Annotated in this window: 12 protein-coding genes; 6 read left to right on the top strand and 6 right to left on the bottom strand. The window is 60.8% G+C overall.

The features are described from left to right. Position 1 precedes the first annotated feature (1 nt). Positions 2–1057: a haloacid dehalogenase-like hydrolase gene (locus HU762_RS05640; protein WP_186633992.1), complete on the bottom strand. Its 1056-nt coding sequence runs from the start codon at positions 1055–1057 to the stop codon at positions 2–4. A gap of 241 nt (positions 1058–1298) precedes the next feature. Between HU762_RS05640 and HU762_RS05635 the strand changes: the two genes are divergently transcribed. Next, positions 1299–2690 (top strand): L-cystine transporter, encoded by a 1392-nt coding sequence (locus tag HU762_RS05635; RefSeq protein ID WP_186633989.1) that lies wholly within the window; start codon positions 1299–1301, stop codon positions 2688–2690. 136 nt (positions 2691–2826) lie between these two features. Here the strand turns inward: HU762_RS05635 and HU762_RS05630 are convergent, their stop codons facing one another. Next, positions 2827–3339: a dihydrofolate reductase gene (locus HU762_RS05630; protein ID WP_186633986.1), complete on the bottom strand. Its 513-nt coding sequence runs from the start codon at positions 3337–3339 to the stop codon at positions 2827–2829. A gap of 77 nt (positions 3340–3416) precedes the next feature. Here HU762_RS05630 and HU762_RS05625 point away from each other — a divergent pair, with 77 nt between their 5' ends. Together HU762_RS05625 and HU762_RS05620 are read left to right on the top strand one after the other, a co-directional pair. Next, positions 3417–4784 (top strand): DUF2868 domain-containing protein, encoded by a 1368-nt coding sequence (locus HU762_RS05625; protein ID WP_186633983.1) that lies wholly within the window; start codon positions 3417–3419, stop codon positions 4782–4784. Next, positions 4777–6150 (top strand): GTPase/DUF3482 domain-containing protein, encoded by a 1374-nt coding sequence (locus HU762_RS05620; RefSeq protein WP_186633980.1) that lies wholly within the window; start codon positions 4777–4779, stop codon positions 6148–6150. Before HU762_RS05625 ends, HU762_RS05620 begins: the two co-directional genes overlap by 8 nt. A 155-nt stretch (positions 6151–6305) precedes the next feature. Here the strand turns inward: HU762_RS05620 and HU762_RS05615 are convergent, their stop codons facing one another. After that, positions 6306–6797: a DUF523 domain-containing protein gene (locus tag HU762_RS05615; RefSeq protein ID WP_186633976.1), complete on the bottom strand. Its 492-nt coding sequence runs from the start codon at positions 6795–6797 to the stop codon at positions 6306–6308. Between the two features lie 2 nt (positions 6798–6799). After that, positions 6800–7432 carry a 2OG-Fe(II) oxygenase gene (locus HU762_RS05610; protein WP_186633973.1) on the bottom strand — a complete coding sequence of 211 codons (633 nt, stop codon included), beginning with the start codon at positions 7430–7432 and terminating at the stop codon, positions 6800–6802. Between the two features lie 140 nt (positions 7433–7572). Here HU762_RS05610 and HU762_RS05605 point away from each other — a divergent pair, with 140 nt between their 5' ends. Then, positions 7573–8316: a DUF2059 domain-containing protein gene (locus tag HU762_RS05605; protein ID WP_186633970.1), complete on the top strand. Its 744-nt coding sequence runs from the start codon at positions 7573–7575 to the stop codon at positions 8314–8316. A 4-nt stretch (positions 8317–8320) separates the two neighbouring features. On the opposite strand, the gene HU762_RS05600 is transcribed toward HU762_RS05605, so the two are convergent. After that, complete coding sequence (locus HU762_RS05600; RefSeq protein ID WP_186633967.1) at positions 8321–9271, bottom strand: alpha/beta hydrolase; 951 nt, start codon at positions 9269–9271, stop codon at positions 8321–8323. A 108-nt stretch (positions 9272–9379) separates the two neighbouring features. On the opposite strand from HU762_RS05600, the gene HU762_RS05595 reads away from it, so the two are divergent. Beyond that, positions 9380–9958 carry a DUF6436 domain-containing protein gene (locus HU762_RS05595; RefSeq protein ID WP_186633964.1) on the top strand — a complete coding sequence of 193 codons (579 nt, stop codon included), beginning with the start codon at positions 9380–9382 and terminating at the stop codon, positions 9956–9958. A gap of 43 nt (positions 9959–10001) precedes the next feature. On the opposite strand, the gene serS is transcribed toward HU762_RS05595, so the two are convergent. Further along, positions 10002–11303 carry a serine--tRNA ligase gene (gene serS, locus HU762_RS05590; protein WP_186633961.1) on the bottom strand — a complete coding sequence of 434 codons (1302 nt, stop codon included), beginning with the start codon at positions 11301–11303 and terminating at the stop codon, positions 10002–10004. A gap of 263 nt (positions 11304–11566) precedes the next feature. Here serS and HU762_RS05585 point away from each other — a divergent pair, with 263 nt between their 5' ends. Continuing rightward, on the top strand, positions 11567–13972 hold the full coding sequence (locus HU762_RS05585) for a penicillin acylase family protein (protein ID WP_186633958.1): 2406 nt from the start codon (positions 11567–11569) through the stop codon (positions 13970–13972). The last annotated feature ends 51 nt before the right edge of the window (positions 13973–14023 follow it).

Here is a 14023-nt window from a genome sequence, read left to right as displayed (position 1 = left end):
CTTACTGGATATCTTCAGGCTTGACGATCACCCAGTTCTTGTCCGCCGTCACCGGCAACCCTTCCTTGGCCTGGGCGGCCGCGTGCTTGGCCATCATGCCGTTTATCTGCGTCATGTATTTATCCTTGCGATTGACCCACAAGTGGATGCCGCCCTTGGCCACGTCCACATCGTGGAACAGCATGTAGCCGTCGCTGCTCGGCGTGTCGCCAGCCACCAGCACTGGTTTTTTCCATTCGTCGATGTAGGTCAGGATCGCCGCGTGCTTGCCGGCCATCCACGTCGCCGGGGTCCACAGGTAAGGCGTGTATTCCAGGCCAAGATTGGCCTTTTCGTCATATTTGCCGTTGGTGATTTGCTTGCGGGCGGTGGTCAGCTCGCCAGTCTTGCGGTCCTTGAGCAGCGTGGTCACGCCGATCACGTTCTGCGGCTTGAGGTTGTAGCCATACTTGGGATCCGAAGCGACCATGCGCACCAGTTCCTCGGAAGCGGCGGTCATGACATAGACCTCGATGCCGTTTTCCATCAGTTTGTTGTATAGCTCGGCCTGGCCGGTGAAGATTTTCGGCGGGTTGACGTTGTACTGGACCACCTTGTCGCCATCGTAATAGGTGGTCGGCACCGGTTTGCCGGAGGCCATCAACTCATCGACATAGCCCTTGAGTTCCTTGAGCGTGAAGCCTGAGAACACTTGGGCTACCCACGGGTAGCAGACCATGTCGTCCACTTCGCACAAACGGTAGTAATAGCTAAACAGGCTTTCCTTGTGGTCGGCCGTGTCCTTGAACGGCATCAACTTCAAGGACGGGTCCAAGGTCTCCCGGGTGATGAGGCCCTTGTTTTCCATGAACGGCAACAACGACTCTTCAAGGTCGTAGCGATAGCTGGTGTTGTCCATGTCGAACACCGCGTAGTTACCCTTGTTGGCATTGGCCGCGATCATCGCGTCCAAAGCCTTGGCCTGCTCCGCCGGCCAGTGCTTGAGTTCGGTGGCGAGGACCTGGCCGGCGAGGCCAAGACTCAAGACGACAGCGAGAAAACGAGGTGCGCGCTTCATCGGCATTTCTCCCAGGTTCAAAGACTCGACGCTAACAAATGCGTGTGACAGTCCTCGCCCAGCCGCGACCGCTTGCGTCCTGATCACGCCAGCGGCATACCCGCAAACGCCAAGTCCTTATTCCATAAACGACAATCAACATGCCTTTTTAGTATTAATTCATTAGATATCAGGCTGTTAGGCTTCCCGGCTCACAGTCGCGGCTTCGGGCGACTGGCACGTCTTATCGGAGTCTCTTTTGATGAATCTGCCGCTGATCCTCAATCTGCTGGTGTTCCTCGCCTTGCTGTTCGGCCTGGCGCAAACCCGTCACCGCACCTGGAGCCTGGCCAGGAAAGTGCTGTTGGCCCTGGTGCTGGGCGTGGTGTTCGGTATCGCCCTGCACACGATCTATGGCGCCGGCAACCCGGTGCTCAAGGCCTCGATCGGCTGGTTCGACCTGGTGGGCAACGGCTACGTGCAGTTACTGCAAATGATCGTAATCCCGCTGGTCTTCGCCTCGATCCTCAGCGCCGTGGCCCGCCTGCATAACGCTTCGTCCCTGGGCAAGATCAGCTTCCTGACCATTGGCACGCTGCTGTTCACTACCGCCATCGCCGCGTTGATCGGCATCGGCCTGACCAACCTGTTCGGCCTCACCGCCGAGGGCCTGGTGGCCGGCACCCAGGAACTGGCGCGCCTGCAAGTGATCCAGAGCGAGTACGCCGGCAAGGTCGCCGACCTGAACATCCCGCAATTGCTGCTTTCGTTCATTCCGCAAAACCCCTTTGCCGACCTGGCTCGGGCCAAGCCGACGTCGATCATCAGCGTAGTGATTTTCGCCGCGTTCCTCGGTGTCGCGGCGTTGCAACTGCTCAAGGATGACGCCGAGAAAGGCCAGAAAGTGATCAACGCCATCGACACCTTGCAAAGCTGGGTGACGCGCCTGGTGCGTCTGGTGATGAAGCTGACCCCGTACGGCGTGCTCGCGCTGATGACTAAAGTGGTGGCCGGTTCCAACCTGCAGGACATCATTAAGCTTGGCAGCTTCGTTGTGGTCTCGTATCTGGGACTGGGCTTGATGTTCGTGGTCCATGGCTTGCTGGTGTCCGCCGCCGGGATCAACCCGCTGCGTTTCTTCCGCAAGATCTGGCCGGTGCTGACCTTCGCCTTCACCAGCCGCTCCAGTGCCGCGACCATTCCCCTGAGCATCGAAGCCCAGACCAGCCGCCTCGGCATTCCCAGGGCGATTGCCAGCTTCAGCGCATCGTTCGGCGCCACCATCGGCCAGAACGGTTGCGCCGGGCTCTATCCGGCGATGCTGGCGGTGATGGTCGCGCCGACCGTGGGCATCAACCCCTTGGACCCGGTATGGATCGCGACGCTGGTTGCCATCGTGACCTTGAGCTCGGCTGGGGTGGCCGGTGTCGGCGGCGGCGCGACGTTTGCCGCGCTGATCGTGCTGCCGGCCATGGGCCTGCCGGTCTCGCTGGTGGCGCTGCTGATTTCAGTCGAGCCGCTGATCGATATGGGTCGCACGGCGTTGAACGTCAGCGGTTCGATCACCGCCGGGGCGATTACCAGCCAGGTGATGCAGCAGACCGACAAGGCGCTGTTGGACGCCGATGCGCATGGAGAGCTGGTGCACGCTTGACCGGCGGCACCGGAGATTGATCGTTCCCACGCTCTGCGTGGAAATGCCTCAAGGGACGCTCCGCGTCCAGTGACGCGGAGCGTCACGGGCTGCATTCCCACGCAGAGCGTGGGAACGATCCACATCTACGCTTGAATCAGAATTTTTCCCACACTTCAAAGCTATAGGCCGGCTTGTCTCCATCGGCCGGGTTCGGCTGGTTCGAGACCAGTCTCCACTGGCTCGGATCGAACTCCGGAAACCATGCGTCCCCTTCCGGGCTCAGCGCCACGCGAGTCAGGTAAAGCCGATCCGCCTGTGCCAATGCCTGCCCGTAGAGTTGGGCACCGCCGATCAGCATCAGCTCATCGGCGCCCTGTTCCCGCGCCCAGGCTTCGGCCCGCGCCACCGCTGCCTCCAGCGTGGAAAACACTTCCGCCCCCTCAAGCATCAGGTCCGGCTGGCGGCTGACTACGATGTTCAAGCGCCCCGGCAACGGTCGGCCAAGGGAATCCCAGGTCTTGCGTCCCATGATGATCGGCTTGCCCAAGGTGGTGGCCTTGAAGTATTTGAAGTCCCCCGGCAAGTGCCAGGGCATGCTGTTGTCGATGCCGATCACCCGGTTATTACCGAGGGCTGCGATCAGGCTTAAGGGAAGAGTTTTTTTCATGACGGCGAGAATACCAGAGGCCCGGACAAGCGCCACAGCGGTTATGCTGATTCCTCATTCGAGCAACGGAAGCCCTCGTGACTGAACTGCAAAACCTCTGGTTGACCGAGACGATACGCCTGCGTGAAGAACACGCCGGCCCGCTTGAGGACCAGGAAGCCAATCGCCTGGCCCGCGCGGCGGGAGGCGATCTGTCCACCCGTATCCACCACCGCGCGCACTCGCTGGCCGAACGCGATGGCCTCACCCAAGCCTTGCGCCACTGGCTGCAAGGCGCGCGCCTGGCCCTAGTGGTGCTGGCGGTGCTCGCCACGGTCAGCGGCGCCGGCCTGGGGTTCGCAGCCCTTGGCGATGGACGCGCGCCGGTCAACGTGTTCTGGGCCCTCGGCAGTCTGTTGGGATTGAATCTGATCCTGCTCATCGGTTGGGTGCTGGGCCTGATATTCGCGGGGGAACAAGGTGCTGCGCTGGGGCGCCTGTGGTTGTGGCTCAGCGAAAAACTCGCCCGCGACGCCAAGGCTGCCCAACTGGCGCCGGCCCTGCTGCTGTTGCTGCAACGGCACAAACTCAATCGCTGGGCGCTCGGTGTGTTGGTCAACGGTTTGTGGTTGCTGGCCATGGTCAGCGCAATGGTGATCGTCTTGATGTTGATGGCGACCCGGCGTTACGGCTTCGTCTGGGAAACCACCCTTCTGGGCGGCGAAACCTTCATCGTCCTGACCCAGTCCCTCGGAGCGCTGCCTGCCCTCCTTGGGTTCAGCGTGCCGACCGTCGAGATGATCCGCGCCAGTGGCGACGCCGCGTTGAACATCGAGAGCGCCCGCCAGGCCTGGGCTGCGTGGCTGGTCGGCATTCTGCTGGTCTACGGCGTGCTGCCGCGCCTGTGCCTGGCCCTGCTGTGCCTGTGGCGCTGGCGCTGTGGTCGCGCCGGGCTGCGCCTGGACCTGAACCTGCCGGGCTACGCTCAGTTGCGCGAGCGACTGATGCCCAGCAGCGAACGCCTGGGGGTCAATGACGCCGCACCCGCGCAATTGCATCAGGTCGAGCGCACAGTCGATGCGATGGAGAGCGACGGCGCATTGCTGGTGGCCATAGAGCTGGACGAACGCCCGTGGCCGCCGAAGCTGCCCGACTCGGTGAAAAACGCCGGTATTCTCGACAGCCGCGAGTCTCGCCACAAACTCCTCGAACAACTGTCGCGTTTTCCCCCCGCGCGCCTGGCGATTGCCTGTGATCCCCGGCGCTCGCCTGACCGCGGCAGCCTGGCGTTGATCGCCGAACTGGCTCGCAGCGCCAGCGCCACCCGCGTCTGGCTGCTGCAGGCGCCGCCCGGCGAAGCGCTGGATGGCGAGCGCCTGGGGGACTGGCACAACGCGCTGCAACAATTGCAATTGCCGTTCGCCGACTGTGCGCCGTTGAACTGGCTGGAGACTGGCCATGACTGACTCCATCAAGCCATTGAAACTCGCCGTCGTCGGCCACACCAATGTCGGCAAGACGTCCCTGCTGCGAACCTTGACGCGGGACGTTGGCTTCGGCGAGGTGTCCCACCGGCCGAGCACGACCCGGCACGTCGAAGGGGCTCGCTTGTCAGTGGACGGCCAAGCGTTGCTGGAACTGTACGACACGCCGGGGCTGGAAGACGCCATCGCCCTGCTTGATTACCTCGAACGCCTGGAGCGGCCGGGTGAGCGCTTGGATGGCCCGGCGCGCCTGGCGCGTTTCCTTGAGGGCAGCGAGGCGCGGCAGCGCTTCGAGCAGGAAGCCAAGGTCCTGCGGCAACTGCTCGCCAGCGATGCCGGGCTCTACGTGATCGATGCCCGCGAGCCTGTGCTGGCCAAATATCGCGATGAATTGGAAGTCCTCGCCAGTTGCGGCAAACCGTTACTGCCGGTGCTCAACTTCGTCAGCAGCGCCCACCACCGCGAACCCGACTGGCGCGAAGCCCTGGCACGGTTGGGCCTGCATGCGCTGGTGCGCTTCGACAGCGTAGCCCCGCCGGAGGACGGCGAACGCCGGCTCTATGAAAGCCTCGCGCTGCTGCTGGAAAGCGCCCGCGAACCCTTGGAGCGCCTGATCGTCGATCAACAGGCCCAGCGCCTGGCTCGCCAGCAGAGCGCGAAGCGATTGATCGCCGAACTGCTGATCGACTGCGCCGCCTGCCGACGTAGCGTCGCCAGCGAAGCCGACCTGGAACGCGAGGCCATCGGTCAATTGCGCAACGCCGTGCGTCAGCGGGAGCAGCGCTGCGTCGAGGCCTTGCTCAAGCTCTATGCCTTCCGCCCGCAAGATGCAGCCGCCAGCGATTTACCGCTGCTGGACGGCCGCTGGGGCGATGATCTATTCAATCCCGACACGCTCAAGCAGTTGGGCGTGCGGGTCGGTGGCGGGATCGCGGCGGGCGCGGCGGCGGGTGCTGGCGTGGACTTGCTGGTCGGTGGCCTGACCCTTGGCGCCGCCGCCCTGGCCGGGGCGATTGCCGGCGGCGCGCTGCAAACGGCCCGCAGCTATGGCAACCGATTGATGGGCAAGCTCAAGGGCCAGCGGGAGTTGACGGTGGACGACAACGTGCTGCGCCTGCTGGCCTTGCGTCAGCGGCAATTGCTGCAAGCGATCAATCAGCGCGGCCATGCGGCGATGGACAGCATCCGCATCGACGCGCCCCAGGACAAGACCTGGCGCGAAGGCAAGCTGCCCGAGGCGTTGAGCAAGGCTCGGGCGTATCCGCAATGGTCGTCGCTCAATCCCCAGCCAAAATTGAGCCAGGCTGAACGGCAGGAGCAGATCGAGCAATTGGCCGAGGAGTTATAGACGCCACAAATCCTGTGGCGAGGGAGCTTGCTCCCGCTGGGCTGCGCAGCAGCCCCAAACCAGGCACTGCGGTGGGTCAGGATAAAATGCTGGGGGCCACTGCGTGGCCCAGCGGGAGCAAGCTCCCTCGCCACGAAGAGCGGTCGTGCGCGCCTTTACGTTTTGCTCAACGCATCGAGCGCCAACGCCGCGTCAACCAACTCCAACTCGCTGAACACCTGGACGCCATGGCGCCTTAGCAACGCCGCCGTCACGCCCTCGCCATGCACTTTCACACCACTGAACGTCCCGTCATAGGTCAGCTGGTTTCCGCACGACGGACTGTTGGCCTTGAGCACGGCGATCCGGATGCCGTGTTCCCGCACCAGGTCCAACGCCTGATGCGCACCCGAGAGAAACTGCGCGCTGACATCCTCGCCGTCGGTCGTGATCACCGCCGCATCGCCATCAAGCACCTCCGCGCCCTGTCCGCCGGGAATCTCCGCCGCCGCCCGAGGCGTGGGCAAGCCGCCGGCGACTTCCGGGCACAGCGGCACGACCCGGCCTTCGTCGAGCCATTGCTGGAGCCGGTCGAACGGGCCACTGGCGCCACCGTCGTAGCGCACGCGGTGGCCGAGCAGGCAGCGACTGACGAGAATCTTTTCCATGTTCAGAACAGCTCGTTGCCGCGGCGTCGGAACCAACCGGTCAAAGACAGGCGGTCACGCGTGGCCGGCAGGACTTCATGGGGGATGTCCCCCGACAGGAACACCACCAGGCAGCCGCCCGTGGGCACCACGTCATGTTCCACACCTTCGTCCAGGTACATGCGCAATTGGCCGCCATGCTCCGGCAGCCAAGCGTCATTGAGGTAGAGCACCGCCGAGACCATGCGTCGATCATCGTCACGGAAGCGGTCGACGTGCTTGAGATAAAACGCTCCCGGTGGATACAGGGCAAAGTGGCTTTCAAAATCCTCCAGGCCCAGGAACAGCCCACGGTTCAAGGCCTCACGCAGGCTGTCCATCAGCGCCAAGTAACGATCGCAGGCTTGCACCTGGCCGGGCTCGATCCATTGGATGCGATCGCCCCGGATTCCTTCACGGATCTCCAAAAACGGCCCGCGCCCAACGGCGGCTGGCGCCAGTTCGCCCTCGGCGGCGCGCTGACGGCACTCGGCCGCCAGGGCGCGCGTCAGCGCATCGGGCAGGAAGATATTCTGCTGCGACCAACCGTGCTCGGCCAGGTCGTCGACGATACGTAACAGCAACGGATGATCAGAAGGTATTTGCATGGCGCGCATAGTATTCCTGTGCCTGAAAAACCGACAGCGCCGCGCAGCAGGTTGGCCGACCGAAGTAGCACCGCCGTACGAACTTGATACGAATTCTCGACAAGTTCCCGCCCCCCACGGAGAATAGTCGGCTGCTGACAGGAGTCCCTATGCGCCGTTTGCTTTTCTCACTGTTGATGTTCTGCGTGTTGCCCGCCTGGGCAGACAGCTACGACCAGTTGTACAAGGTCGCCGGCTGGCCGGAACAACGGGCGCATTTCAATGACGCCTTGAACGCCGCGCAGCAGCGATACCAGAGCAGCCTGCCGCCCGCCGTCTTCCAGGCGCTGGTGAACAACAGCAATCAACGTTTCGCCCCCCAGGCCATGGATCAACGGGCCGAGGCTCAGTTGCGCAAGAACCTATCCGACCCGAACCCGGCCCTGACCTTTTTCCAGTCACCGCTGGGTCGCAAGGTTGTCGCGGCCGAACTGCTCGCCACCCGCCGCGATCAATTGGCGAAGAACGCCAAGGGCCTGCCCAAGATGCAGGCCAGCGACAATCGCTTGCTGATCATCGGCCATTTGGCCCAGGCCCTGCCCGCCCGCGAAGCCGGCGCCGAGGTCAGCCTGGCCATCGCCGGTGTGGCGGCCGACAGCCTGAGCTCGATGATTCCCGGCCTGCTCGGCGGCGGCCAGGCCCAAGGCATGTTGAATGGCCAACGCCAGCGCCTGATGGACCAGATCGGCACGGACCTGAACAACACGCTGCTGTACGTCTACCGCGACTTGAGCGATACCGAGCTGGAAGAGTTCGCGACCTTCGCCGAATCGGCTGAGGGCCAGGCTTATTACAAAGCGGCCCTGGAGGCGATTCGGGCGGGGTTGGCGGTGGGGCAAAGCCTGGGGCAGTAGAACTTCAGCTTCGCCCGTTCACACTCATCCGCTGGGTCAAGAACCCGAACATCTCTTCGCGCATCGCCAGCGTTTCATTTGCCAGGTGATGCCGCCCCTCAGGCAACATCATGACCTGTGGCCGATCAAACTTGCCGCGCAGCACTTGCAGGTTATGCCGCCAATCCACCGTCATGTCAGCCTGCCCCTGCACGATCAAGGGCTGGCGCGAACTGCTCGGCGCTGCCTCGATGCGCTTGATCCATTGCCCTAGCGCACCGACCCACGCGGTGGGCAAGCGCAGCGGTTGCAGCGGATCGGCCTGCAGGAACGGCAGGAAATCCGGATCGCTGGAGTTCTCGCTGAAACGCCGGGCGATGCCAGTCACAAAAGGCTTGAGCAAGTAATAGCTCAGGCGCGACCAGCCCCAGGCTCGTGGCCGAACCAGCGGCGACAGCAGGATGACCTGACCCTGGGCCGGACTGTCCACGCCATGGTTGAGGACATGGTCCACCACGATGGCTCCGCCGGTGCTCTGTCCGCACAGGTGCCAGGGTTGCGGCAAACCCAGTGTCTGGGCTTCACTCAGCAGACCTTGCAACGTCGCTTGGTAATCAGCGAAATCGCCGATGCTGGCGCGTTCGCCGCTGGACAGGCCATGCCCTGGCAAATCGCAGCTGATCACCACAAACTGCTGTTCCAGCGCCCATTCGATCAGGTGCCGATACAGTCCCATGTGATCGTAGTAACCATGAAAGACGAACAACGTCGCCACGGCCTTTTCCGGCCACCAGACCTGGCTAACCAGCTCGAATCCCGGTATTTCGAAACGGCCCAGGCCCCTGCGCAAGGTGCGCGTCGCAAAGTCGAGTCCATAGAAATGCTGGTAGGCCTGCGCTTGTGCAGACAACGGCTGCCAATGCGCCAAGGGTTGCAGGCTGGCGCGCAGGTAATCAGGGTCGAAAGAGGCGGGCATCAATAGTCCAGGCAAATGCGCATCGCGCGAAAACAGGCTTTATAGGTGTGTGATATTCATCTGTCGCGCCGGGCATGGCAAGCTACGCGGCTTCAGAGGATCGACTCCATGCGCCCGTCCCACCGCCCGACCTTGCTTGCCTGCTTCCTCGCCCTAGGGTGCGCCGTCATGCTGTGGTTCGCCTACGACTGGTTCCAGGGACGTTTCCTGCGGGCGTTCAGCCAACATACGGCGGTCTTTTCCGGTGACCCTCTAAGCCTGCCCGCCGACCTGGCCGGCCCGGGCGCGATCCGCCTGGTGCATTTCTGGGATCCGGCCTGTCCATGCAATGTCGGCAACCAGCAACACCTGTCCGAACTGGTCGACAAATATGCACCGCAAGGCGTCGAGTTTTATACGGTACAAAAAACGGGCAGCCAAGGTCGGCTGCCCGCCACGTTGAGCAACTTGAAAACCCTCCCGGCGCTTCCCGGATCGAGCCAGATTCCCGCCAGCCCGGCCGTAGCAATCTGGGACCGCAGCGGCAAGCTGGCGTATTTCGGTCCTTACAGCGAAGGCCTGACTTGCAACTCCAGCAACAGCTTTATCGAACCGATTCTCGAAGCCCTTAGCGTCGGCCGGGCGGTCGATGCGACGCACACGATGGCGGTGGGTTGTTATTGTCCTTGGGCTGAGTCGAGCAAATGAGCAAACCCACCTCAAGTAAAAGATGGGTTTGCTCCGCCCAGGCTTATGCTCTATGGGAGTCGTTGACCACTGGCGCAATCTGGTCAAAGTCAAGGTAACGCTTCAGCGCTTCAGGCATTTTCACCGAACCATCAGCACACTGATAATTTTCTAAAATGGCCACCATCGTTCTGCCCAACGCAGATGCAGTACCGTTAAGAGTATGAACATACCGATTAGTTTTTGAAGCAGAATCTCTGTACTTGATATTCAGTCGCCGAGCCTGATAGTCGGTACAGTTACTGGCGGAAGTAATCTCACCGTACTCCCCGGCGATACCTTTCCCTGGCATCCAAGCTTCAATATCATACTTTTTATATGCTGGCGCCCCTAAATCTCCAGTGCAGTTTATTACGACCTTATAGGGAATACCCAATTCACCATAGATCTCCTCTTGCAGCTCAAGAATCTTGTCATGATATTTAGCACTGTCCTCCGGCTTACATATGACAAACAGCTCCAACTTCTCAAACTGATGGACTCTATAAAGCCCTTTACTTAATCTCCCGGAAGCGCCAGCTTCACGCCTAAAACAATGACTTTCAGCGATGTAGAGCAGAGGCAATCTAGATTCGTCAATAATCTCCCCTGCATGCATCCCGGCAACGCAAATCTCAGCAGTAGCAATAAGACTTTTATCCAGGCCTTCAAGACCATAAGTATTACTTTCGTCACCTTTTGGAGCGAAGCCAACACCTTCCAAAATATGATTAAAAGAGACATCCGGAGTTTGCAATGGCGTGAATCCAGCTCTCAATGCCTTATTAAAAATAAAACTCTTAAGTGCGTGCTGGAGAAATACAGCCTGATTCTTCAAAAAATAAAACTTTGAACCAGCTACTTTCGTACCCGAATCAAAATCGATTAGATCTAATTCCTGACCTAACTGAACATGGTTCTTATGAGAAAAATCGAATCCTGGAATCTGCCCCTTATATTTGATGGTTAAATTATCATCATCAGTTTTCCCCACAGGTACGTCTGGGGAGGTCCAATTGGGCAGTTGCCGCGAAAGCAAATCAAACTCCTCAATTAGCAAGTTATAAGACTCCTTGGCGCGCAGGATATAGCCCTTCAGTACTGACGCGTCGGAGAGCATCGACTGAGAGTCATCCTTCCATAGACCATCTTTTATAATCTTAGAAACTGCATTCAGCTTGCACTGCATTTCCTCTAGCTTCTGTTTATGCGACTTCACATCGTCATACAAAGAAAGAAACCGATCCAAATCAAAGCTTAGCCCCCTTGCGGATAAGTTAGCCTTCATTCTTCCTACGTCTTCCCTTATCTCTTTGACACTTATCATCTGACTTCCACCACTATCACTAACCTGCGCCCCAAATCGCCGACCAGAATGCATTGAAAAACCATTTATCTTTTATAGATTAGATATGAAAGCACCGGCAACACTATTCTTGTAGTGCAATTCCGATAGACATGCGGGATGCTTCCTAAGACAAGTTTTGCTCTTGTAGGAATCTAGTCACTTAACGGGCTATTGTTTGTTTTAGATCAATGCTCTACGGTTGTTTATCGAGAACCTTCGGCAATTAGGAAATGGAATTTTTCATGAAACGCACCCTCATCGCCTTCCTGTCATTGCTCGTCACCGCGATCATCGTCGCGGGCGGCTACCTCTACAGCAAGCAGCCCACCCGCCAGGGCACGGTACAACTGCAGGGGCTGCAGGGCTCGGTGACGGTGCGCTACGACGAGCGCGGCGTGCCGCATATCCGCGCCGAGAACGAAACTGACCTGTATCGCGCCCTCGGTTATGTCCATGCCCAGGACCGGCTGTTCCAGATGGAAATCATGCGTCGCCTCGCCCGCGGTGAACTGGCGGAGATCCTCGGGCCGAAGCTGCTCGACACCGACAAGCTGATGCGCAGCCTGCGCATTCGTGAGCGCGCCGCCAGCTACGTTGCCGAGCAGGATCGCCAGTCCCCGGCCTGGATCGCGACCCAGGCGTACCTGGACGGCATCAACACTTATCAGCAAACCCATGCCCGGCCGCTGGAGTTCGATGTACTGGGCATTCCCAAGCGCCCGTTCACCGCTGAAGATACCGCCAGCATCGTCGGCTACATGGCGTACAGCTTTGCCGCCGCCTTTCGCACCGAACCCCTGCTGACTTACGTGCGCGACAAGCTCGGCGCCGACTACCTGAATATTTTCGACCTCGACTGGCAGCCCAACGGCGTGCTCGCCCCTGACGCGCAAACCGCTCCGTCGTTGTCCGCTTCCGACTGGACAGGCCTCAACGCCCTGGCGCGCCTGAGCGAGCAAGCCTTGGCCGATAATGGGCTGCCGCAGTTCGAGGGCAGCAATGCCTGGGCGGTCTCCGGCAGCCGCACCCACAGCGCCAAGCCCTTGTTGGCCGGCGACCCGCACATCCGTTTTTCCGCCCCGTCGGTGTGGTACGAAGCGCACCTGTCGGCGCCGGGCTTTGAACTCTACGGCCAGTATCAGGCGCTGATGCCGTTTGCCTCGTTGGGCATGAACAAGGATTTCGGCTGGAGCATCACCATGTTCCAGAACGACGACCTGGACCTGATCGCCGAGAAGATCAACCCCGACAACCCAGAGCAAGTCTGGTACCGCGATCAATGGGTAGACATGACCCGCAGCGAACAGCAGATCGCCGTCAAGGGCCAGGCCCCCGTAACCTTGGTGCTGCGCCAGTCGCCCCATGGCCCGATCGTCAATGACGCCCTCGGCGCGAATGCCGGCAAGACGCCGATTGCCATGTGGTGGGGGTTCCTGGAAAGCCGCAATCCGATCCTCGAAGCGTTCTACGAGCTCAACCGCGCCGACACCCTCGCCAAGGCCCGCGGCGCATCGGCCAAGATCCATGCGCCGGGGCTGAATGTGGTCTGGGCCAATGCCAAGGGCGATATCGGCTGGTGGGCCGCGGCGCAATTGCCCAAGCGCCAGGCTGGCGTGAAGCCCGGTTTCATCCTCGGTGGCAGCGGCGCAGAAGCGGAAAAAGACGGTTTCCATCCTTTCAGCAGCAATCCCCAGGAAGAAAATCCGGCCCGAGGCTACGTTCTCTCGGCGAATTTCCAGCCGGTGCCGGCCAGCGGGATCGAGATTCCGGGTTACTACAATCTTCCCGACCGTGGCCAGCAACTTGACCAGCAGTTGGGCGACAAGCAGGCCAAGTGGGATCTCCAGACCACCCAAAAACTGCAACTGGGCACCACCACCGCCTATGGCCCGCGCCTGCTCGCGCCATTGTTGCCGATCCTGCGCGAAACCGTCAGCGACCCGCAGGAACGTAAATGGCTTGAACAACTGGGTGCATGGAAAGGCAATTACCCGCTGGACTCCATCAGCGCCACGCTGTTCAACCAGTTCCTGTTCGAGCTGGCCAACGCTGCGCTGCGCGATGAGCTGGGCGATGGTTTCTTCGAAACCGCGCTGTCGACTCGCGTGATCGACGCCGCGTTGCCACGCTTGGCTGAGGCGAAGGATTCGCCGTGGTGGGACGACCGTTCGACATTGGGCACCGAAACCCGCGCCGACACGGTGATCAAGGCCTGGACCAAGACCCTGGTACACCTGAAGGCCACATTGGGCGAAGACGCCAGCCAATGGCAGTGGGGCAAGGCCCACACCCTGGCCCACGGCCATCCATTGGGCCAGCAAAAACCCCTGGACCGGATCTTCAATGTCGGCCCGTTCGCGGCGCCCGGCACCCATGAAGTGCCCAACAACCTTTCGGCCAAGATCGGCCCGGCGCCCTGGCCAGTGACCTACGGCCCGTCCACGCGACGCATCATCGACTTCGGCGACCCGACCCACAGCCTCACCATCAACCCTGTCGGCCAGAGCGGCGTGCCGTTCGACAAGCATTACGAGGACCAGGCCGAAGCCTACATCGAGGGTTTGTATCACCAGGCGCACCTGGCCGAGGAAGAAGTCACGGCCAATAGCCGCGGCACTTTGAAACTGCTACCCGCCGGGGCGCAGTGAATCTTTTGACCATCAACCGGCTCGCTCGCCATTGATGGTCAAGACTACGAG

This window comes from Pseudomonas sp. SWRI92 (assembly GCF_014268685.1).
Lineage (GTDB): Bacteria > Pseudomonadota > Gammaproteobacteria > Pseudomonadales > Pseudomonadaceae > Aquipseudomonas > Aquipseudomonas marvdashtae.
Note: the sequence above shows the minus strand (reverse complement) of the source record. Positions and strands in the feature narration are given on the sequence as shown.